Source organism: Caenispirillum salinarum AK4, assembly GCF_000315795.1.
GTDB classification, from domain to species: domain Bacteria; phylum Pseudomonadota; class Alphaproteobacteria; order Rhodospirillales; family Rhodospirillaceae; genus Caenispirillum; species Caenispirillum salinarum.
The window spans coordinates 26395-47662 of record NZ_ANHY01000016.1; the positions used below are offsets into that span (position 1 = coordinate 26395).

At 67.7% G+C, this 21268-nt stretch carries 18 protein-coding genes; 7 read left to right on the forward strand and 11 right to left on the reverse strand.

The window, feature by feature from the left end:
* Positions 1–102 precede the first annotated feature (102 nt).
* On the reverse strand, positions 103–894 hold the full coding sequence (locus tag C882_RS15680) for an Hpt domain-containing protein (RefSeq protein WP_009541624.1): 792 nt from the start codon (positions 892–894) through the stop codon (positions 103–105).
* Between the two features lie 352 nt (positions 895–1246).
* Between C882_RS15680 and C882_RS15685 the strand changes: the two genes are divergently transcribed.
* The 3 genes from C882_RS15685 (at position 1247) to C882_RS15695 (ending at position 6062) form a co-directional block, all read left to right on the forward strand.
* A complete protein-coding gene (locus C882_RS15685; protein ID WP_009541625.1) occupies positions 1247–1522 on the forward strand; it encodes a hypothetical protein in 276 nt (91 codons plus the stop codon).
* 141 nt (positions 1523–1663) lie between these two features.
* On the forward strand, positions 1664–4165 hold the full coding sequence (locus C882_RS15690; protein ID WP_009541626.1) for a glycogen/starch/alpha-glucan phosphorylase: 2502 nt from the start codon (positions 1664–1666) through the stop codon (positions 4163–4165).
* Between the two features lie 64 nt (positions 4166–4229).
* Complete coding sequence (locus tag C882_RS15695) at positions 4230–6062, forward strand: ABC-F family ATP-binding cassette domain-containing protein (RefSeq protein ID WP_009541627.1); 1833 nt, start codon at positions 4230–4232, stop codon at positions 6060–6062.
* Between the two features lie 418 nt (positions 6063–6480).
* On the opposite strand, the gene C882_RS15700 is transcribed toward C882_RS15695, so the two are convergent.
* Genes C882_RS15700 through C882_RS15710 form a run of 3 tightly spaced genes read right to left on the reverse strand, consistent with a single transcriptional unit; the run spans position 6481 to position 8114 of the window.
* Positions 6481–7239, reverse strand: a complete 759-nt coding sequence (locus tag C882_RS15700) for a class I SAM-dependent methyltransferase (protein WP_009541629.1) — start codon at positions 7237–7239, stop codon at positions 6481–6483.
* 31 nt (positions 7240–7270) lie between these two features.
* Positions 7271–7858: a phenylacetic acid degradation protein PaaY gene (gene paaY / locus C882_RS15705; RefSeq protein ID WP_009541630.1), complete on the reverse strand. Its 588-nt coding sequence runs from the start codon at positions 7856–7858 to the stop codon at positions 7271–7273.
* Between the two features lie 46 nt (positions 7859–7904).
* A complete protein-coding gene (locus tag C882_RS15710) occupies positions 7905–8114 on the reverse strand; it encodes a hypothetical protein (RefSeq protein ID WP_009541631.1) in 210 nt (69 codons plus the stop codon).
* Between the two features lie 242 nt (positions 8115–8356).
* On the opposite strand from C882_RS15710, the gene C882_RS15715 reads away from it, so the two are divergent.
* Entirely contained in the window at positions 8357–9721 is a 1365-nt protein-coding gene (locus C882_RS15715; protein ID WP_009541632.1) for an FAD-dependent oxidoreductase, read from the forward strand.
* Between the two features lie 12 nt (positions 9722–9733).
* Here C882_RS15715 and C882_RS15720 read toward each other — a convergent pair whose 3' ends face one another.
* From C882_RS15720 to C882_RS15750, 7 genes are all read right to left on the reverse strand, one after another.
* Complete coding sequence (locus C882_RS15720) at positions 9734–10090, reverse strand: hypothetical protein (RefSeq protein ID WP_009541633.1); 357 nt, start codon at positions 10088–10090, stop codon at positions 9734–9736.
* A gap of 231 nt (positions 10091–10321) precedes the next feature.
* Positions 10322–10891: a phage holin family protein gene (locus tag C882_RS25080; protein WP_009541634.1), complete on the reverse strand. Its 570-nt coding sequence runs from the start codon at positions 10889–10891 to the stop codon at positions 10322–10324.
* 61 nt (positions 10892–10952) lie between these two features.
* Complete coding sequence (locus C882_RS15730) at positions 10953–11231, reverse strand: hypothetical protein (protein WP_009541635.1); 279 nt, start codon at positions 11229–11231, stop codon at positions 10953–10955.
* Between the two features lie 121 nt (positions 11232–11352).
* Complete coding sequence (locus tag C882_RS15735; protein ID WP_009541636.1) at positions 11353–12528, reverse strand: AI-2E family transporter; 1176 nt, start codon at positions 12526–12528, stop codon at positions 11353–11355.
* Between the two features lie 98 nt (positions 12529–12626).
* On the reverse strand, positions 12627–13187 hold the full coding sequence (locus C882_RS15740) for a TspO/MBR family protein (RefSeq protein ID WP_009541637.1): 561 nt from the start codon (positions 13185–13187) through the stop codon (positions 12627–12629).
* A complete protein-coding gene (locus C882_RS15745; protein WP_009541638.1) occupies positions 13184–13384 on the reverse strand; it encodes a PLD nuclease N-terminal domain-containing protein in 201 nt (66 codons plus the stop codon). Before C882_RS15745 ends, C882_RS15740 begins: the two co-directional genes overlap by 4 nt.
* 51 nt (positions 13385–13435) lie before the next feature.
* Entirely contained in the window at positions 13436–14125 is a 690-nt protein-coding gene (locus C882_RS15750) for a hypothetical protein (RefSeq protein ID WP_009541639.1), read from the reverse strand.
* A gap of 315 nt (positions 14126–14440) precedes the next feature.
* Here C882_RS15750 and C882_RS15755 point away from each other — a divergent pair, with 315 nt between their 5' ends.
* The 3 genes from C882_RS15755 to treS all read left to right on the forward strand — a co-directional run bounded on the left by C882_RS15755 (position 14441) and on the right by treS (position 21265).
* On the forward strand, positions 14441–15772 hold the full coding sequence (locus C882_RS15755; protein ID WP_009541641.1) for an alpha-amylase family glycosyl hydrolase: 1332 nt from the start codon (positions 14441–14443) through the stop codon (positions 15770–15772).
* 52 nt (positions 15773–15824) lie between these two features.
* Complete coding sequence (locus C882_RS15760; RefSeq protein ID WP_009541642.1) at positions 15825–17873, forward strand: alpha-1,4-glucan--maltose-1-phosphate maltosyltransferase; 2049 nt, start codon at positions 15825–15827, stop codon at positions 17871–17873.
* A gap of 98 nt (positions 17874–17971) precedes the next feature.
* A complete protein-coding gene (treS, locus tag C882_RS15765; RefSeq protein ID WP_009541643.1) occupies positions 17972–21265 on the forward strand; it encodes a maltose alpha-D-glucosyltransferase in 3294 nt (1097 codons plus the stop codon).
* The last annotated feature ends 3 nt before the right edge of the window (positions 21266–21268 follow it).

Consider the following 21268-nt stretch of genomic DNA (forward strand, 5'->3'; position numbering starts at 1 on the left):
GCACGCTTTGCGGCTGCGCCGGAAGTGAATGCGAGGGAGCCCCTTGCGCCCTCGCGCTCCCTCGCTTCCTTGGTCAACCCGGGTGGCCCGATGCTGGACACCTCAGATCAGGAACAGCCGGTCCAGCGCGTCGGCCAGGTCGTCGCCGAACTGCGCGCCCTTGTGGATCACCGGGACGTCGGGCGGCAGCAGCTTCAGATAGTCGTCCTCGGGCGGCAGGCTGGTGATCAGGGCCGTCGGGATGTTGCGGGTCTGCGGCATGGCGTGCAGGCCCATCACCAGGTCGATGCCTGACAGGTCGGGCATCACGGCACCGACGATCACAAGGTCGGGCTTGGTGCGCACGATCACCGACAGCGCGTCGAAGGTGTTGCCGATGGTGTGGGTGCGATAGCCGCACTGCTGCAACTCGCGCTCCACGAAGTGCGCCGCCGCCCCGTAGGGCATGACCAGCAGCACCTCCACGTCGCGCACCTCGATGTCGCCCACGCGGAAACCGGCCTTGGGCGGCAGCCTGCGGACCAGGGCCGCCGCCTCGGTGTCCATGGAGATGCGGCCTTCCACGATGTCGAGAAGCGTCTCTATGAACACTTCCATGTCGTCGAAACCGCGCGGCGGCAGCTGTCGCGTGCCCACCGGGTAATCCTCCAGCCGCGCCGCGACGGTGGCGATCAGCGCCAGACCAAGGTTGGCCGCCTGGCCGCGCAGGGATACCGCGTCGGTGCGCACCCGGTGGACCATGTCGGCCTGGGGCAGCCGATCGTGGCGGGCATCCTCCACCACCAGCTCCAGGGCGCGCAGCGTGTCCGCCGCCTCGTCCAGGAAAGTGCGGCGCATCTCGGCGATGATGTCGTCGACGGCGCCGCCAGCATCGCGCGTGAGCTTCTCCGTCATGGGTTTCCCTCCAACCCTCGGCTCGTTCTTTCGGCGAGCATAGCGCGCCGAAGGTGGAATGCGGAAGCGGAAGGCGCTGCATGGCCGCCAGCATTTCGCGGAATGGGAACGCCCGGTTTCGCCAAGCCGGCGCCGGGAAACCGGCGCGACAAACCGGCACCGCCCCCTTGCGCGGACAAAGACGTTGCAAGACATGCCCAAGGAAAAACCGCCGGTGGCAAGCGGAAAAATCCTGGCCGGCACGGATCGAATCGCCCCTCGAACTGTTACCCCAAAGGACAAGCCGGCTTATCGGCTTTCGGTAGACGGGCAATCCGGAAGTAAGAATAATACGCGCAAATGGAGGTAACGGATGTTGAGCACCGAATCGGGGCATCGGGCCGTGTCGCGCGGCGGGCTTTATCGCGTGTGCTGGAAAAGCTCCGTCACGCAGATTCATGGCCGCAGCGCACCGATGTCGCGCGATCAGGCGGAATTCCTGGCCCACGACGAAGCGATCGGCACCGCCTCCTGCCGGTTCTGGATCGAGCCGCTGGGCGAAACCGACGACGACCTTACTGGGCCGCCGCCGGGCGACGCGGCTCGCACGCGGCGGCGCAGGGATGCCGAACCGCGTACCGGCGGTTGAAGGAGGGCGCCGGAAGGTCACCGGTTTCCCCGTTCGGCAAGGAAGGTTAGACTCGCAAGGAGTCGCCCCGGGGCGGTCGCAGCGGCCGCCCCGTCGCACGTCCGCCCGCCGCCTTCCGCGCATCGCACAGGGACCGCCGCCGTGACCGACCGCCGCCGCCGCTCCGATACGCCGTCCGCCGCCGCCCTGCCGGACCGCGAGGTTCGCGACGTGCAGCGCCGGCTGCTCGACCACCTCAAGCACGGCATCGGCAAGGACGCCGGCGACGCCACGCCGCACGACTGGTACATGGTTACCGCGCGCACTGTGCGCGACCTGCTGGTGGAGACCTGGATCGACAGCCTGCGCCAGGCCGACCATTCCGACGCCAAGCGCATCTACTACCTGTCGCTGGAATTCCTCATCGGGCGGTCGCTGAAGGCCAATGTGCTGTCCACCGGCGTGCTCGACGTCACCTGCGCCGCGCTGGCCGTTCTGGGGCAGGACCTGGATGCCATCGCCGAGCAGGAGCCCGAGGCCGCCCTGGGCAACGGCGGTCTGGGGCGGCTGGCGGCCTGCTTCATCGACAGCATGGCGACCGTCGGCATCCCGGGCATGGGGTACGGCATCCACTATCACCACGGCATGTTCGGCCAGGTCATCGAGAACGGCGAACAGCGCGAGATGCCGGAGAACTGGCTGGCGCGCGGCAACCCGTGGGAATTTGCGCGGCCGGAAGTCGCCTACCCGATCCGCTTCGGCGGCCACACCGTGGAGTACCGCGACCAGGACGGACGCCCGCGCCGCCACTGGGAAGGCGGCGAGGAGGTGATCGCCACCGCCTACGACCTGCCCATCCCCGGCTTCGGCGCCTGGACGGTCAACAACATTCGCTTGTGGGACGCCAAGGCCAGCAAGGGATTCGACCTGGCCCGCTTCAACCGGGGCGACTACATCGAAGCCGTGCGCGAGGCCTCCGCGTCCGAGACCATCGCCCAGGTGCTCTACCCGGACGACAGCACCAGCCAGGGCAAGGAACTGCGCTTCAAGCAGGAGTACTTCTTCGCCGCCGCGAGCCTGCGCGACATCCTGCGCCGCTTCCTGAAGCGTCACGGTGATCTCGCCCGCCTGCCGGAGAAGGTGGCGGTGCAGCTCAACGACACGCATCCCAGCGTCGCCGTTCCGGAACTGATGCGCCTGCTGATGGACGAGCATCGCCTGCCCTGGGGCGAGGCGTGGGAGATTTGCGTCGGCACGTTTGCCTACACCAACCACACCCTTCTGCCCGAGGCGCTGGAGACGTGGCCGGTCGCCCTGTTCGAGCGCCTGCTGCCGCGCCACCTGGAAATCATCTACGAGATCAACGCCCGGTTCCTGGACGACGTGCGCCACCGCTTCCCCGGCGAGCACGACCTGGCGCGCCGCGTCTCGCTGATCGCCGAGGAACCGGAGAAGCGCGTGCGCATGGCGCACCTGGCCTTCGTCGGCAGCCACAAGGTCAACGGGGTGGCGCGCCTGCACACCGACCTGATGCGGGCGGGCATCTTCTCCGACCTGCACCGCCTGTTCCCCGACCGCATCGTCAACCGCACCAACGGCATTACCCCGCGCCGTTGGCTCAACCAGGCGAACCCCGGCCTGTCGGGCCTCATCACCGCCCGCATCGGGGAAGCCTGGAAGACCGACCTGGAGCGCCTGCGCGAATTGATGCCGCTGGCCGAGGAAGAGGGCTTCCGCGCCGCCGTCATGGCGGAAAAGCGCGAAGCGAAGGAGCGTCTGAGCCGCTGGCTGGCCCATCGCATCTCCGGGCCGCTGGACCCGTCCAGCCTGTTCGACGTTCAGGTCAAGCGCATCCACGAATACAAGCGCCAGCTTCTGAACGTGCTGCACGTCATCCACCGCTACAACCGCCTGTGGGCGGGCGACGACGTCGCGCCGCGCACGGTGCTGATCGCCGGCAAGGCCGCACCAGGATACGCCATGGCGAAGGCCATCATCCGGCTCATCAACGACGTGGCCGACGTCATCAACCGCGACCCGGCGACGCGCGACGCCCTCAAGCTGGTCTTCGTCCCCGACTACAATGTCAGCGTGGCGGAGCGCATCATGCCCGCCGCCGACCTGTCGCAGCAGATTTCCACCGCCGGCACAGAGGCGTCCGGCACCGGCAACATGAAGCTGGCGCTCAATGGCGCGCTCACCATCGGCACCCGCGACGGCGCCAACATCGAGATCGCGGAGGAGGTCGGCGAGGAAAACCTGTTCTTCTTCGGCCTGTCCGCCGGCGACGTGGAACGCATGACGCGCGAGGGCTACGATCCCAAGGTCTTCGTCGCTTCCAACCCGGCGCTCGCCCGCGTGCTCGACATGATCTCCGACGGCTACTTCTCGCCTTCCGATCCCGGCCGACACCGGCCGATCATCGAAAGCCTGACCTCCGGCGGTGACCGCTACATGCTGTGCGCCGATTTCGCCGCCTATCTGGAGGCCCAGGACAAGGCGGAGCGGCTGTTCGTGGATGATCCCGACGACTGGACGCGCCGGTCCATCCTGACGATTGCGCGCATGGGCAAGTTCAGCGCCGACGGTGTGGTGATGGACTACGCCCGCGAGATCTGGGGCGTGCAGCCGACCCACCCGGCGGGCGCGTTGCACGTGGCGTAGGGAGGGTGGTACAAACGCGGCCTCTTTCCCGCCTGTTTCCTGGCCTTTAGAGGACATCGCACCCGTGCCGCCGGCGCCCCCGCTTCTGACGCTGAAAGACATCCGCCTCTCGCTGGGCGACAAGGCCCTGTTCACCGGTGTGGAGGTCGCCGTGGGACGCGGCGACCGCGTCTCGCTGGTGGGCCGCAACGGGTCCGGCAAGTCGACGCTGCTGAAGATCGCCGCAGGCGTGGTGCAGCCCGACGGCGGGGAAATCTGGACACAGCCGGGCGTGAAGGTCGCCTATCTGCCGCAAGAGCCCGACCTGTCCGGCTTCGCCACCGTGCACGACTTCGTGGCGCAGGGCCTCTCGGCGGCGCAGGCGGACGAATTGCACCACGTCGACATCCTGCTGGACGCCGTGGCGCTGGACCCGTCGCTGGACCCCACGACGCTCTCGGGCGGCGAGGCGCGCCGGGCGGCGCTGGCGCGGCTGTTCGTCTCGGGCGCCGACATTCTGCTGCTGGACGAGCCGACCAACCACCTGGACCTGCCGACCATCCAATGGCTGGAAGAGGAACTGCTGCGCTTCCGGGGCGGGCTGGTGCTCATCAGCCACGACCGCGCCTTCCTCAACCGCCTGACCAACACGACCTTCTGGCTGGACCGCGGCGTGGTGCGGCGCAACGACGCGGGCTTCCAGGACTTCGACCGCTGGTCGGAAGAGGTCATGGCGCGTGAGGCCGCCGAGATTCACAAGCTGGATAAGCAGATCGCCGAGGAAGCCGTCTGGGCCAGCCGTACCCTGCCCGCCCGCCGCCGGCGCAACATGGGCCGCCTCAACAAGCTGCAGGAGATGCGGAAGACGCGGTCGCTGACCATCGCCAAGGCGGGCTCGGTGTCCATGGAGGCGGACGTGGGCCAGGCGTCCGGCAAGCTGGTGATCGAGGCCGAGCATGTCTCCAAGCGCTTTGACGACCGGGTGATCCTGGACGATTTCTCCACCCGCATCCTGCGCGGTGACAAGGTGGGCTTCATCGGCCCCAATGGCGCCGGCAAGTCGACACTCCTGAAGATCCTTACCGGCCAGATGCAGCCCGACGAGGGCCGCGTGCGGCTGGGCACCAACCTGACCATGACCTACCTGGACCAGCGCCGGGGCGGCCTGGACGACAGCAAGACGGTGTGGGACACCCTGGCCGACACCGGCGGCGACCATGTCAACGTGCGCGGCACGCCGCGCCACGTGGTCGGCTATATGAAGGACTTCCTGTTCGACGCGACCCAGGCCCGCAGTCCCGTCGGCAGCCTGTCGGGCGGCGAGCGCAACCGGCTGCTGCTGGCCAGGACGCTCGCCAAGCCCAGCAACTTCCTGGTGCTGGACGAGCCCACCAACGACCTGGACATGGACACCCTCGACCTGCTCCAGGAGCTTCTCTCGGAATACGAAGGCACCTTGCTGATCGTCAGCCACGACCGCGACTTCCTCGACCGCGTGGTGACGGCGTCGATCTTCATGCCGGGCGACGGCACGGCGACGGAATATGCCGGCGGCTACTCGGACATGGTGGCCCAGCGCGGCGAGGGCGTCGCCGTCAGCAACGCCACCCACGCCAAGGCCAAAACGGAAAAGGCCGAAAAGGCGGCCGCGCCGAAGGAAAAGCCCAAACCGCGCACCGCCAAGCTCAGCTACAAGCAACAACGCGACCTTGAGCTTCTGCCCAGGCGTATCGAGGACCTGACGGCGGAGGCGGAGCTTCTGGAAAAGACCCTGACTGACGGCAACCTTTACGCCAAGGACCCGGAGCGCTTCCAGAAGACGGCCGACAAGCTGGACGCGGTGAAGACCGAACTGGCCCAGTCCGAGGAACGCTGGCTGGAACTTGAAATGCTGCGCGAGGAAATGGAAGGCGGCTGACGTCTCTCTTCCAGGACGTCCCCTCCGACGGACAACGGAAAACCCCGGCGGCCGAGCCGGCCGCCGGGGCTTCCTTCAACGGCGCGCCGTCGTCGCCGACGTCACACGCCCACGTACTTGTCGCAGGCGACCGCCGGGTTGGTCGCCACGAAGGTGGCGATGCCGACGGCGAGCGCGAAGGCGGCGGCGGTGAGCTTGGTGAGGCGAAGCTTCATGTCGTCGTCTCCCTTGCCGGACCCCCAAGATCCGGGGCCCCAACTGACGTTGCCCGCCGGTCAGGCCTGTTCGATACAGCGAAACCGGCGGCTGTGGCACTGCGCCACGGGTCTAGAATTCGGTCCCGCACCGCCCCTCGTCAAGCGGCGCCCGCGCAATGACACGGCGGTAAACCGGCGCCAGCACGAAACCGCGTTTCATATCAACGTTTTCTCAAGTAATAAAAAACGTACGAATAACTGCCGTTGGAGCGGGCGAAAACGTCGATTTCGCGCCGCTCGCCGGCAAGCACCCCGGCCAGGGCGGAGTCGTGCTCGGCGATGGGCGCCAGTTCGTCGCAGCGCCGGCGCAGGGGGGTGTAGTAGTCCGGCCACCACGCCGCCGGCGGCATTACCCAGTGGTCGAACACATGGTATCCCGCGTTCTCGGCGAAGCGGCGATTGCCGTCGATGCCGGTCATGGCGGGATAGTTGTCGGCCCAGAAGTCGCGGGGCTCCTCGGGCGGGTCGTCGGTGAGCCACGTCAGCTCCGAAAACACGCACAGGCCGGCGGGCTTGAGCACCCGGCGCCATTCCGTCAGCGCCTCACCGACGCCGGAACTGTAGGCCGCGCCTTCCGACCAGATGAGGTCGATGCTCTCGGCCGGATCGGACAGGCGCATCATGTCTTCCTGCCGCGCCCGCACCAGATCGCCGACGCCCTGGCGGGCGGCTTCGGCCATCATGCGCTCCAGGTACGGGCGGTGGAGGTCGATGCCCGTCACCGGGCGGCGCAGGATCTTCGCCAGGATGATGGTGTGCCGTCCCGGCCCGCACCCAAGGTCGAGCACCGCCGCCTGCTCGGGCAAGGGCGGCAGGCGCTCGATGGCCTGGCGGGTGGTGTCGTCGGTGCCCGGCCCTTCGCGCGGCAGGTCGCTGTGGATCAGGAAGAACGGGTCGTCGCCGCCGTCGGTGATTGCCATTGCCGTCGCCTCCCGGGGCACGCGCCCCTGCCTAGTTCTTCGGTTTGGCCTCGCCGCCCTCGTAGCGGGGGCGCCCCTCCTCCATCTCGGTCAGCGGGCGGACCTCCACCATGCTGCGGGCCGAGCGCAGGGCCAGGTTCTGGTAGTCCCGCGTGCCGGCCTGCTTCCAGGCGATCTCCTCCTCCGACAGGTCGCGCAGGACCTTCGCGGGAATGCCGGCCGCAAGCGTGCGGGCCGGAATCTCCTGCCCTGCCTTCACGAACGCACAGGCGGCGATGATCGCCGACTCCCCAACCACCGCGCCGTCCATGACCACGCAGTTCATGCCCACCAGGGCATTGCGGCCGACGCGGCAGCCGTGCAGCACCGCGCCGTGGCCAATGTGACCGTCGACCTCGATCACCGTGTCGGTGCCGGGGAAGCCGTGCATGGTGCAGTTGTCCTGGAGGTTGGAACCTTCCTCCAGCACCAGCCGGCCGAAATCACCGCGCAGGGACGCACCGGGCGCGATATAGCAGTTGGGGCCGACGATGACGTCGCCGATCAGCACGGCGGTGGGGTGGACGTAAGCGCTGGGATGCACCACGGGGCGCAGCCCGTCGATGGCGTAGAAGGGCAAAGGACGATCTCCCTGGTCCGGTTCATGGATTCTTGGACCTGGGAGATTACTGGGCCGCGCCGCCCCCCTCAAGCACGGGTGCAAGGGCGCCGGCCGTCCGCAGGTCAGCGGCGCGGACGTCGTAGCCCAGGCCGAGAAGGAACGCCTCCAACTCGGGCATGGTGCGGCAGCGCAGACCGGCCAGAAGGGCCGCACGGTAGACGTGGTCTTCGGTATGCATGTCGCGCGCGAAACGCTCCAACTCGCGTTGGCTCATGGTGTGGTGTCCCCCGGCCTCCCCAGGCCATATTCGGCGCGTCCCCGTCCCCACGGCCACGCGCCTTATCCCACTCGCCCATTAAGGTTATACGATCAGGTCCCGTTGTCCAGTCCCTCTGCATGACGTTTGAATGACGCCCCTGAAAGACGCACCGCCGCCTCATGCATCGCCACGGACCTGGATTATCCGCTACACTCGACGTCCCAGTCCTTGAGCCACGCGGAGGGAGACGGCGAGGCATGAGCGTCACCGGAAGCGTCTGCATCATCGGAAGCGGCCCCGCGGGCCTGTATTGCGCCGAGGAGATCAAGCGTCTGGCGCCGGAAGTGGCGGTGGACGTGCTGGACCGGCTGCCCACCCCCTATGGCCTCGTGCGCGGGGGCGTGGCGCCCGACCACCAGAAGACCAAGCAGGTCATCCGCCAGTTCGAGCCCCTGTTCAGCAAGGGGGGCGTGCGGTTCCTCGGCAATGTTTCCGTCGGCCACGATATCGACATCAGCGAGTTGCGCCGGCTCTACGACGTGGTGGTCATCGCCGTCGGCGCCGCCGGCGACCGCAAGCTGGGCGTGAAGGGCGAGGATCTGGCGGGCGTCTACGGCTCGGCGGCCTTCGTCGGCTGGTACAACGGCCATCCCGATTTCGCCGACCTCGCGCCCCGCATTCCGGGGCCGGGCGTGGCCGTCATCGGCAACGGCAACGTGGCGCTGGACGTGGCGCGCATCCTGGCGCTGACGCCGGAAGAGGCGCACGATACCGACCTCGCCCGACCGGCGGCCAGCGTGATCGAGCGCCACCCCGTCACCGACATCTACGTGCTCGGCCGGCGCGGCCCCGCGCAGGCGGCCTTCACCGCCGCCGAACTGCGCGAGATGGGCGAGTTGGCGCAGGCCGACCCCATCGTCGAGCCCCACCTGCTGCCCGAGCATCCGCCGGAAGACATGGAGCCCCGCGCCGCCCGCGTCGCCAAGCGCAACCTGGAGATCCTGCACGGCTTCGCCCAGCGCGCCCGCCGGGACGTGCCGGTGCGGGTCCACATGCTGTTCCACCGCGCGCCGAGGGCGATCCTGGGGAACGGCCAGGGCAACGTCGCCGGCCTGCTGGTGGAGCACACCAAGCTGGTCAAAGGCCAGGTGCTGTCGACGGGCGTCACCGAGTCGCTGAAGGTGGGCACGGTGGTCACCTGCATCGGCTACAAGGCGGTGCCCTTCCCCGGCGTACCGCTGGACGAACGCCGCGGCGTCATCGCCAACACCGACGGCGTGGTGGAGCCGGGGCTTTACGTGGTGGGCTGGGCGCGCCACGGGCCGCGCGGCGTCATCACCGCCAACCGGGCGAGCGCCCGCGAGGCCGCCGGCCACGCCCTGGAGCACCTGTCAGGCAAAACCACCCACGGTAGCGGCGGCGCCGGGCTCGAAAAAATCCTGTCCGCGCGCGGCTACCGCCACGTCTGCTATGACGACTGGTGCCGCATCGATGCCGCCGAGCGCGCCCGCGCTCATGACGGCGCACCGCGGGAAAAGTTCATTCACGTCAGCGACATGCTGGCACTGCTGGAGGAAAACCGGCGGCACCTGGAAGCGGTGGGCGTGAAGGTGACCGACTGAAGCCTGACGGCCTCAATCCTCCCAGGCCGGGCCCGCAAGCTGGTCCGTCAGCCGTTCCGACGTCGAAAAGCGGAAGACCACCTCGCGCGACGGCTCCGTCGGCGCCGCGGCCGATCCCGACCCCTCGGCGGCGGTGTCGGCGGGAGCCGGACCGTGCGCCACGCATTCGAAGTAGAGTTGCCGGTTCCCCGCGCCGGCGGTCAGCGCGCCCGACAGGACCGGGCTGTTGGCGCGGGACATGCCGGCGATCATGGGCGCGACGCGGCGGCATTGCTCCACGCTTTCGAAGCCGTCGGCCATGGTGTAGGCACAGGCGCCGCCGCCGCAGGCGACGATGATGGCGGAGATGAGGGTGACACTCGCGGACATGGCCTTGCCCTCCCTGTCCGTAGGGTGTGGCACCGCCGTATCCGTCCCGGTGAGTCCCGCGGGACGTCCGCCGATGCACCTGCAACAAGAGTGTCACACGATGGTAAAGAAACTGTTGGCCGTGGCGGGAGGGTGCGTGCGGCCTAAACCGAACGAGGAAAGGGCCGCCACCGCCTTTCAGCGGAGCGGCCCTTGCAGCGCGCGGCGGATACTGGATGCCGCCGGCGCGGATCAGTCGTTGCCCGCCTTGGCTCCCAGCGCGGCGCTGACCAGGGCCAGCAGAGCCTTGCGCGCTCCGGGGCTGCGGCCGATGAGCAGGCCCGCCCCCAGGGCCGCGGCGGCGGCCAGTTCGGGATTGCGGCGCAGGCGTTCATGCAACGCGACACCCACCTCGCCACCGCGGGCGGCCATGGCGGCCATGGGATCGGCCTCGAGTGGCTCGCCCGGCGGGCGCCGGGTGCGCGGTGGCGGAGCGGCGGGGCGACCGCCGCGCGGCTCTCGCGGAGCCGCCTCGCCGGCCGTCTCGCCCTTGGCGCCGCCCGATCCGAGCAGGAAGATGACCACGCCGATCACCAGGATGCCGCCGGCGACGATGCCCATGGCCTGCCAGGGCTCCATCACGGTCACCAGGTACAGGTACAGCGCCAGGGTGGCGTAGATGAAACCGATCAGCAGGAAAATGGCCGCCACCAGCTTGATGGCGATGCGGATCGCCACGGCGACGGCTGCCTCCGCGGCGTTTTCCATGGCGACCTTTGCGCGTTCCTTCAAGGCCAGGACGGCCATGAGGCGGGCGATCATGCGGTGTCCCCTCTTTTCCCCTCGCTAGAGCCTGAACAGTGTGCCGTCAAAGCCGTCCGGCTCACGAGCGGTCCAGGTCCAGCAGCTTGCCGAGGGCGATGCCGACGGCGAAGGCCACCAGCAGGCTGGTGATGGGATGCCGGCCGACCTGGCGGCCCATCTGGTCCCCGGCGTCGGTGGCATAGTGGCGAGCCTGGCCGTACATGCCGCGCATCCGGCGCATGGCGCGGGCGCGGTAGCGCTCGGCCTCGTGACCGGCCTCGTCGGTCAGATCGGCGAGTTGCTCACGCAGCATGTCGACCTGGTTGCGCAGGCGGTCGATGTCCGTGCGGTCAGCCATTCGTGCGTCTCCATCCGGCTTAGAGTTGAATTCGTGTGTCTGTGGGCGTCCTTGCGGGAGAACGCCGCGCCCGGCGGCCCCGTTGCGGATGCTGCCGAAATTACGGCCGCACCGGACTTGCCTAGAGTTCCTCGTACAGCTTGCTGCTGCGGTAGCGCTCGGCGGTGTAGCCGAACAGAACGCGCAGCACCGCCGCCACAGGCATCGCGAGCAGCGCGCCGACAAGGCCGAACAGGCTGCCGCCGATCAGGAGGGCGAAGATCACCCACACGGGGTGCAGGCGCACGCGCTCCCCCACCAGCCAGGGCGTCAGGACGGTGGTCTCTAGAAGCTGCGACAGCGCATAGATGCCGATCACGCCCAGCACGGGGCCGATGGTCTCGAACTGGATGACGGCGACGATCAGGGCGATGGAAAACATCGTCAGGTTGCCGATCACCGGCACCAGCGCCCCGAGCCCCGTCAGGATGCCGATAATCAGCCCGAAGTTCAGGCCGATCAGCATGAGGCCGGCGGCGTGCAGCACGCCCTGCCACAGCACGATCAGCAACTGCCCGCGAATGTAGGCGCCTAACTGCACGCGCATGTCGTTCATCATGCTGCGGATTGTGGGTGCCGACCGGCGCGGCAGAAGCGAGTCCGACCGCCGCAGAACGCGCGGCCAGTCGGCCAGGAGGTAGGCCGTCAGGAACGGCGTGATGAACACCAGCAGCAGCGTCGAAAACAGACTGAGGCCGTACGACAGGGCGCTGTCGATGTAGGTGCCGACGGGCATCACCATGTCGGCGACGCGTTGGCGCAAGTCCTCCTGAGTCGGCAGGTCGACCGTGTCACCCACCCGCAGCCGGACCCACCAGTAGACCTGCGACAGGATGTCGGGCAGTTGCTGCGTCAGGTTGGTCACCTCGCGCACCAGCATGGGGGTGATGGCGGCCATGATGCCGGCGATCAGCAGCACCACGCCTGCCGTCACCAGGACGGCCGCAACCGCGCGCGGCATCAGCTTCCAGCGGGTCATGCGCTCCACGACGGGGCTTAGCAGCACCGCCAGCAGGCCGGCGACGATGAACGGCAGCAGCGTCGTCCCCAGCAACCACACCACGACCACCAGCAGCGCCAGAACGGTAGGAGCAATGACCAGGCGCAATCGGCGACGATGCTTGGCCGCCGGGCTGGCGTCTTCGTTGATCTGTTCAGCGGCCGCGCTGACGGCCGGATTGGCCGGCGCTTCATCCGCGCTGTACGGCGATGCGCCTTCGGACTCCTCGGCGGCGCGCTGGCGGCTGGGCGTGGACACGGGTTCCTCCGATGGGGGCGGAGCGCCGGCGGCGCGGCGGGTGACACCGCATCAACGGGCGGCGGCACCGATCGGATCAGGCGTGATCGGAAGGGGGATCAGGCGGGAGGTGCGCCGCCGGCGGCCTCGGCGCCGGGCATCATCAGCCAGACGGCAATGCTGATGGAGGCGGCATAGCCCGTCCACACCGCATAGGGCAGCAGCAGCGCGGCGGCGATACGGGAATGGCGGTCGAAACGCCAGGCCGTCGCCAGGATCGCCAGCACCAGCAGCAGGATTTCCAGCGACGCCCACCCGGTCAGCTTGAAGCTGAAGAACAGGATGGGCCACAAGACGTTCAGCCCCAGCTGCACGAAGAACAGCGTCAGCGCAAGACGCGCTCCATGCCAGCCACTGCGCCGCCAGACCAGCCAGGCGGCGACCGCCATCAGCGTGTAGAGGATGGTCCAGACGGGCGTGAACACCCAGTCGGGCGGCGTCCAGAAGGGCTTCGAGGCCTCGGCGTACCAGCCGGTCACGCCGACGCGCGTCGCCAGCCCGGCGATCAGCATGGCGATGAAGACCGCGCCCAGAAAGGCGGCGAGTCCCACCAGCGCCGCCCGCCCGCGGTGGGCGGCGCGCTGACGGCTTTCGCCCGGTCGGCCGGCGTCGGACGTCACGACCGGACGCTCTTGGCGCTACGCGGTCCGAAGATCAGCCAGACCAGGAAACCCAGCAACGGGAAGATGAGGATCGCCAGGATCCACAGCACCTTGGCGCCGGTGCCCCGGTCCGATCCGAAGACGTTGACGATGGCCCAGACATCGGCGATCAACAGCAGAAGGCCGAAAATTCCGCCGATTTCAACGATTTCCATGCAGTGGCTCCGTCGCGGTGGCATCTGGACGACAGGGCGCCGTCCCACCCGTTAGGTGGGATGACCCGTCGGGAAGCGCAACGCGAAGTGGCGAGCCGTGGTTGCCTCCGCCGAGGGCGGCGACAGCGGAACGGCAAGCTCCGCCGCCAGCAGCGCCGCCTCTGCGGTCGACAGCACCGGAAGCGCCCGCCTCGACGGCGGGTGCGCGTGTTCGTCGAGATGCGCCACCAGCGTCTCGACCGACCAGACGATGGCCGAACAGATCCGCTCGCGCCCCGTTCGTCCGGTGGCCGCGGCCGAGGCGGAAGCGTTCGGAGGGGCCTCCACCAGCACCACGGCGGAGAAATCCAGGGCGGCGGCGAAGCGCCTGGGGAACAGGCGGCGCGGGAACAGCCTGCGGGCGCGTCCGACGATATGGCGCTGCAGCAGGTCGGCCCGGCGCCGCGCGTCCAGCACCGCGCGGCATGGACTGGCGGCGCCGCTTCCACCCGACGACATGCAGGCGATGTCATGCGGCGCCCGCGGCTCCAGCACCACCGCCCCGCGCCGGTGCAGGATCACGGCCGGAAGACATTCCGGTCCCCACGGCGCATCGACCGCGGCATCCCGCAGGACGGTCACACCCGGCCGCCCGCGCAGGGCCTGCTCCCACCGCGCCGGCACCGGCACCGGCGGTTGCGACGTCGCACGCGACGACGATAACGATTGCATGAACGATTGCATGGCCCACGGCGGCGTCATGGCGTTGCGCGTCTCCCTGTCCCCTCGCAATTGATGCTACGCATTTTCGTATCCCCGCGCAACATCCCTTCGCGACCCAAACGATGGGCCGCTTCAGGCCGGTGGCGCGGCCGTCCGGCGCAACCGGTTACGCCGCAACCGCGTTTCGACGAGGCAGCGGCATGAAGGCCGGCGGCCGGGTCGGGCGCCGCCGCTGGTCGGCCGTTGATACGATTTGTTTGAAGATTTCACAGTCGCCCCCGTGACCCGGACGCCCGCCGGCCCTATCATGGAGATTGTGGTTGGCCCTGCTTTTTCCCGTTCCGGAGGTATTTCATGACGTCCGCCGTCGGGCCGCGCGGCCCCCGCATCTACAATCTGTTTCCGCTGCTGGCCGGCCCCATCCATGACTGGCAGCGCCACCTGCCCCGCATCGCCCAGATGGGCTTCAACTGGATTTACGTGAACCCGTTCCACTTCCCCGGGTTCTCTGGGTCGCTGTATGCGGTGAAGGACTACTACCGCCTGAACCCCATGCTGCGCGGAAATGCGTACGAGGCCGACGACGTCCTGTTGAAGAACTTCATCGATTCGGCAGCGAAGTACGGCCTGTCGGTGATGATGGACCTGGTGCTCAACCACACCTCCAAGGACGCGGAGCTGACGCACCAGCACCCGGAATTCTACGCCCGCGATGAAAAGGGCGAACTGCAAAGCCCCTACGCCATCGACCCCGCCAACGCCGAGAACGTCACGGTGTGGGGCGACCTGGCGGAGATCGACTTCACACCGCGGCCGGAACTGGATGGTTTCGTGCGGTACTTCCAGGACGTGGTGAAGCACTACGTCAAGCTTGGCGTGCGCGGCTTCCGGTGCGACGCCGCCTACAAGGTGCCGGCCGACATCTGGCTTGGGGTCAACCACGCCGCCCACGCCATCAACCCCGACGTCCTGTTCTTCGCCGAAACGCTGGGTTGCCGCGAGGACGAGGTGGAGGCCCTGCGCCCCGCCCGCTTCGACTTCCTGTTCAACAGCGCCAAGTGGTGGGACTTCAAGAGCCCCTGGCTGCTGGACCAGTACAACCGCTTCCGCGGCATAGCGCCCTCTGTCGCCTTCCCCGAAAGCCACGACACCCCCCGCTTCCGCCAGGAGCTGGCCGATCGCGGGGTCACCTCGGCCAAGGCGGTGGAGCAGCAGTACAAGGCGCTCTACCTGTTCACGGCCACCTTCTCCACGGGCGTGATGATGCCCATGGGGTTCGAGTACGGCTTCAAGAGCCCGCTGCACGTGGTGGAAACCCGTCCCGAGCACTGGGAAGACCCGCAGTTCGACATCTCGGACTTCATCTGGCGGACCAACCAGATGCGCGCCCTGGTGCCGACGCTGAACCGCGAAGGACCGCAGTACCAGGTGTGGTCGCCCACCGGCGTCACCGGCCTTCTGCGCAAGGATGCGGAGGGCAGCGACTGGAGCCTCGCGGTGGTCAACCCCGAGCCCAAGGGAAGCTGGCAGATGGCCGGCGACGGGTCCGACCCGCTGGCCCGCATCGCCATGCGCGGACACGAGGTCACGCCCGGCGGCCGCTGCGGCCCCGGCACCGGCGAGGACGGCCTGACCGCCAAGGCCGGCGAGATCCGCGTCTTCACCGGCGACGGCCCCACCGACTGAGACAGCATCGCCACCGTTCGGCCCAAGACAACCACAGCCAAGGGAGCCTGGAATGGCCCACGCCGAGACCGGAGAGCATCATCGCATCGCCACGCCGGAAAAGCTTGCCGGCGCCGTTCGCAGCCGTTCCATCGTCATCCAGAACGTCCGGCCGGAAGTCGACGGCGGCCGCTATGCCGTGAAGCGCGAGGTCGGCGACGCCCTGACCGTGGACGCCGAAATCTTCAAGGACGGCCACGCCAAGATTGCCGCCGTCCTGAAGGTCAAGCGCTACACCGACGCCGCCGACCAGTGGACCGAGTTGCCGATGGAGCTGGTCAATCCGGGCCTGGACGCCTGGCGGGCCTCCATCGTGCTGCCCGAGAACACGCGCTACGTCTACACCATCGAGGCCTGGGACGATCCCTGGGCCACCTGGGAACACGACATCGGCAAGAAGATCGAGGCCGGCCAGGACGTGAACCTGGAGGTGATAGAGGGCCGCAAGCTGATCGACGAGGCCAAGGCCCGCGCCGCCGGCACGGTCGACGACGACGGCTTCCGCATGCTGATCGAGCGCATGGAGGCCGCGCCCGACACCATCGGCAAGGCGGAGGTCATGCGATCCGCCCAGGCGCACGACCTGATGAACCGTTGGCCCGACCGCTCCCGCGCCATCGCCTATGACCGCGAGCTTGAGGTGATGGTCGACCCGGTGCGCGCCCGCTACGCCGCCTGGTACGAGATGGCCCCGCGCAGCCAGGGCACCGACCCCAACAAGTCCGCCACCTTCGACGACTGCATCAAGCGCCTGCCGGAGATCCGGGAGATGGGCTTCGACGTGGTCTACCTGCTGCCCATCCACCCCATCGGCAAGGTCAACCGCAAGGGCAAGAACAACTCGGTCACCGCCGAACCCGGAGAGCCCGGCAGCCCCTATGCCATCGGCTCGGACGAGGGCGGGCACAAGGCCGTACACCCCGAACTGGGCACGGAGGAAGACTTCCGCCGCTTCGTCGCAGAGGCGAAGAAGCTGGGCATGGAAGTGGCCATGGACATCGCCGTGCAGTGCGCGCCGGACCATCCCTGGATCAAGGAACACCCCGACTGGTTCGAGTTCCGCCCCGACGGGACCATCCGCTATGCCGAGAACCCGCCAAAGAAGTACCAGGACATCGTCAACGTCAACTTCTACGGCGGCCACCAGATGGAGCTGTGGGAGGAGTTGCGGACCGTCTTCGAACACTGGGTCGACTGCGGCGTCACGATCTTCCGCGTTGACAACCCGCACACCAAGCCGGTGCCCTTCTGGGAATGGGTGATCCGCCAGGTCAAGGACAAGCACCCCGAGGTCATCTTCCTGTCGGAGGCGTTCACGCGCCCGACGATGCTGCACATGCTGGCGAAGGTGGGCTTTTCGCAATCCTACACGTACTTCACCTGGCGCAACTTCCGTCACGAGCTTGAGATGTACCTGACGGAGCTGACGCAGGGGCCGGGCAAGGAATACCTGCGGCCGAACTTCTTCCCCACCACGCCCGACATCCTGCCGGAATTCCTGCAGCGCGGCGGGCGTCCGGCGCACATGATCCGCCTCGTGCTGGCGGCCACGACGTCGAGCGTCTACGGCATGTACAACGGCTACGAGTTGATCGAGAACACGCCGGTGCCGGGCAAGGAGGAGTTCCTGGACTCGGAGAAGTATCAGTACAAGGTCCGCGACTGGGACGCGCCGGGCAACATCAAGGACTACGTCACCGAACTGAACGAGATCCGCGCCGAGAACCCGGCCCTGCACGAGTTGGAAAACCTGCGCTTTCACGGATCCAGCGACCAGAACGTCATTTTCTACGGCAAGCGCACCTTCGACGACAGCAACATGATCTTCGTCGCGGTGAACCTGGACCCGTTCGAGCCGCATTCCTCCATCCTGTCCTTCCCGCTGGAGGAACTGGGCATCGGCCCCGAGGACGCCTTCGCGGTGGAGGAGTTGTTCTCCGGCACCCGACGCCTGTGGCACGGGGCAGACCACGAGGTGACGCTCGACCCGCAGGACAATCCCGCCATGATCTTCCGCATCACGCGGTGGAAGCAGGTCGATTACTACAACCCGAGCTACTGACGTGCATTGACGACTGCGCGGGAGCGGCGGCACCGACCGTTCGCGCCGCCCCGCCCTTTTGACGACAGCCGATTTTCAGAACGAGACCGGGGACACCCATGACCGACGATCCGCTCTGGTACAAGGACGCCATCATCTATCAGGCCCACGTGAAGGCCTTCCACGACGCCACCGACGACGGCATCGGGGACTTCAAGGGTTTGACCCAAAAACTGGATTACATGGTGGACCTGGGCGTGACCGCCGTGTGGATTCTGCCCTTCTATCCCAGCCCCTTGCGCGATGATGGCTACGACATCGCCGACTACAAGGCGGTGAACCCGCGCTACGGCACCATGCGGGACTTCCGCAACTTCGTGAAGGAGGCCCACAAGCGCGACCTCAAGGTCATCACCGAGCTGGTCATCAACCACACCTCCGACCAGCATCCGTGGTTCCAGAAGTCGCGCCGGGCCAAGAAGGGCTCGAAGTGGCGGAACTTCTACGTCTGGTCCGACACCGACCAGAAGTACCAGGGCACGCGCATCATCTTCCTCGACACCGAACCGTCCAACTGGACATGGGACCCGGTGGCCGGCCAGTACTACTGGCACCGCTTCTTCAGCCACCAGCCGGACCTGAACTGGGACAACCCGGCGGTGTTCGACGAAGTCACCAAGGTGATGAAGTTCTGGTTCGACGCCGGCGTCGACGGGATGCGCCTGGACGCCATCCCCTACCTGATCGAGCGCGACGGCACCAACAACGAGAACCTTCCCGAGACCCACGAGGTCATCAAGCGCCTGCGCGCCTGGGTCGACGAGAACTTCCCCGGGCGCATGTTCCTGGGCGAGGCCAACCAGTGGCCGGAAGACGTGCTGCCCTACTTCGGTGAGGGCGAGGGCGACGAGTGCAACATGGCCTTCCACTTCCCCCTGATGCCGCGCATGTACATGGCGCTGGCGCAGGAGGACCGCCTGCCGATCACCGACATCATGCGCCAGACGCCCGACATTCCCGATACGTCGCAGTGGGCTATCTTCCTGCGCAACCACGATGAACTGACGCTGGAAATGGTCACCGACCGCGAGCGCGACTATCTGTGGAACTTCTATGCCATGGACCCGCGCGCCCGCATCAACTTGGGCATCCGCCGCCGCCTGGCCCCGCTGGTGGACAACGACCGCCGCAAGATCGAGGTGCTGAACAGCCTGCTCATGTCCATGCCGGGCACGCCCATCGTCTATTACGGCGACGAACTGGGCATGGGCGACAACATCTACCTGGGCGACCGCGACGCCGTACGCACGCCCATGCAGTGGAGCCCCGACCGCAACGCCGGGTTCTCCAAGTGCGACCCGGCGAAGCTGTACCTGCCCTGCGTCATGGACCCGGTGTACGGCTATACGTCCGTCAACGTGGAGGCGCAGGCCCGCAGCCCGTCGAGCCTGCTCAACTGGATGCGCCGCCTCATCAACGTGCGCAAGATGCACAAGAGCTTCGGGCGCGGCGAGCTGAAGTTCCTCTATCCCGGGAACCGCAAGGTTCTGGCCTACCTACGCGAGCACGAGGGCGAAAGCATCCTCTGCGTCGCCAACATGAGCCGCGCGCCGCAGGCGGTGGAATTGGACCTGCATGAATACGAGGGCCGCGTCCCGGTGGAACTGATGGGCCGCTCTGCCTTCCCGCCGGTCGGCGAGATGCCCTACCTGCTCACCCTGCCCGCCTACGGCTTCTACTGGTTCCTGCTGGCCGACGAGACCGAGGCGCCGGGCTGGCACGTGGAGTGGGTCCAGTCCATGCCGGAATTCATGACGCTGGTGCTGACCAACGGCATCGAGGGCGTGGTGGCCGAGCGCAACAAGGAGATGGTGGAAAGCCAGATCCTGAAGGGTTTCCTGCCCAACCAGCGCTGGTTCGCCGCCAAGGACGACGCCATCACAGAAGCCACGGGATCGGACCACGCGATCCTCAAGCACGAGAACACGGAGTTCCTGCTGCCCGTCTACACCATCAACACGCAGACGGGGAAACCCAACGACTACTTCCTGCCGCTGTCCATCGCGTGGGAAACGCGGAACGACGATCCGTTCCAGCGCCTCGCGCCCTTCACCATCGCCAAGGTGCGGCGGGGACCGCAGGTGGGCGCCCTGCACGACGCCACCGCCGACCCGGCCTTCACCCACGCCATGGTCGAGGCCATGCTGGAAGGCCGCGACATCGAGACGGGCGTCGGCGGCTCGGTGAGCTTCCGGCCCACCGAGACGGGCAAGGAAATCACGCTCAACCGCGCCGACGAGGTCAAGCGCCTGGCCCGCGAGCAGTCCAATACATCGGTCATGGTCGGTGACGCCATGGTGATGAAGGTGCTGCGCCGGCTGGAACAGGGCATCCACCCCGAGATCGAGGTGGGCGCCTACCTGACCGACGTCGCGCACTTCGAGCACATTCCGCCGCTCTACGGCAGCGTGGTGATGAAGGACAGCGGCGGCCGCGAGACGGCGCTGGCCGTGCTGCAGGGCTTCATCCGCAACCAGGGCGACGGCTGGAGCTATACCCAGGACTACCTTGACCGCGTCATGGAAGAGGCCCTGCTGGCCTCGCCGGAAGCCGCCGACGAGGACACCGGGCACCACGAATACTTCCTGGCGCTCATGACGCTTCTGGGTAACCGCGTCGCCGAGATGCACAAGGCCTTCGCCCTGGACAGCGGCCTGCCCGCCTTCCAGCCCGAGCCGGCCACCGAGGCCGACTTCGAAGCCTGGGCGGAGGGCCTGCAGAAACAGGCCAAGCAGGCGCGCACCATGCTCGAACGCGCCCATCCCGACCTGCCCGACGAGGAACAGGCGCTGTGCGACGCCCTGTTCGACAGCTGGTGGCAGATCGAGGGCCGCATCGAACGCCTGCGCAAGCTGGCGGCGGAGGGTGCCGACAGCCTGGTGAAGACCCGCTTCCACGGCGACTTCCACCTGGGCCAGGTGCTCATGGCGCACAACGACTGGGTGTTCCTGGACTTCGAGGGCGAACCGGCCCGCAAGCTGGAGGAACGCCGGTCCAAGAACTCGGCGCTCAAGGACGTGGCCGGCATGCTCCGGTCGTTCAACTACGCCGCCTGGGCCGCCCTGTTCAAGCAGGCGGAATACAACCCGCAGGCCTTCGAGCGCCTGACCGAATACGCGGCCGATTGGGAACGCTCCACCGTCGCGGCCTTCATGGGCGGCTACCGCGAAACCATCGAGGGCTGCGCGGTCTGGCCCGGCGACGGCGAAACGGCCACCGTGCTGCTCGAAGCGTTCACCCTTGAAAAGGCCCTTTACGAAATCGCTTACGAGGTGGCCAACCGGCCCGACTGGCTCGGCATCCCGCTGCAGGGCGTGCTGCGCCTGATCGTCCCGGAGACCCCGGAGGAATGAGGA

What these genes read in the sequence shown, in the direction of transcription:
- C882_RS15745 (WP_009541638.1), bottom strand. Translation starts at nt 13,384, where the DNA reads ATGGAAATCGTTGAAATCGGCGGAATTTTCGGCCTTCTGCTGTTGATC.
- treS (WP_009541643.1), top strand. Translation starts at nt 17,972, where the DNA reads ATGACCGACGATCCGCTCTGGTACAAGGACGCCATCATCTATCAGGCC.
- C882_RS15715 (WP_009541632.1), top strand. Translation starts at nt 8,357, where the DNA reads ATGAGCGTCACCGGAAGCGTCTGCATCATCGGAAGCGGCCCCGCGGGC.
- C882_RS15730 (WP_009541635.1), bottom strand. Translation starts at nt 11,231, where the DNA reads ATGGCTGACCGCACGGACATCGACCGCCTGCGCAACCAGGTCGACATG.
- C882_RS15755 (WP_009541641.1), top strand. Translation starts at nt 14,441, where the DNA reads ATGACGTCCGCCGTCGGGCCGCGCGGCCCCCGCATCTACAATCTGTTT.
- C882_RS15700 (WP_009541629.1), bottom strand. Translation starts at nt 7,239, where the DNA reads ATGGCAATCACCGACGGCGGCGACGACCCGTTCTTCCTGATCCACAGC.
- C882_RS15720 (WP_009541633.1), bottom strand. Translation starts at nt 10,090, where the DNA reads ATGTCCGCGAGTGTCACCCTCATCTCCGCCATCATCGTCGCCTGCGGC.
- C882_RS15680 (WP_009541624.1), bottom strand. Translation starts at nt 894, where the DNA reads ATGACGGAGAAGCTCACGCGCGATGCTGGCGGCGCCGTCGACGACATC.
- C882_RS15685 (WP_009541625.1), top strand. Translation starts at nt 1,247, where the DNA reads ATGTTGAGCACCGAATCGGGGCATCGGGCCGTGTCGCGCGGCGGGCTT.
- C882_RS25080 (WP_009541634.1), bottom strand. Translation starts at nt 10,891, where the DNA reads ATGATCGCCCGCCTCATGGCCGTCCTGGCCTTGAAGGAACGCGCAAAG.
- C882_RS15750 (WP_009541639.1), bottom strand. Translation starts at nt 14,125, where the DNA reads ATGACGCCGCCGTGGGCCATGCAATCGTTCATGCAATCGTTATCGTCG.
- C882_RS15710 (WP_009541631.1), bottom strand. Translation starts at nt 8,114, where the DNA reads ATGAGCCAACGCGAGTTGGAGCGTTTCGCGCGCGACATGCATACCGAA.
- C882_RS15760 (WP_009541642.1), top strand. Translation starts at nt 15,825, where the DNA reads ATGGCCCACGCCGAGACCGGAGAGCATCATCGCATCGCCACGCCGGAA.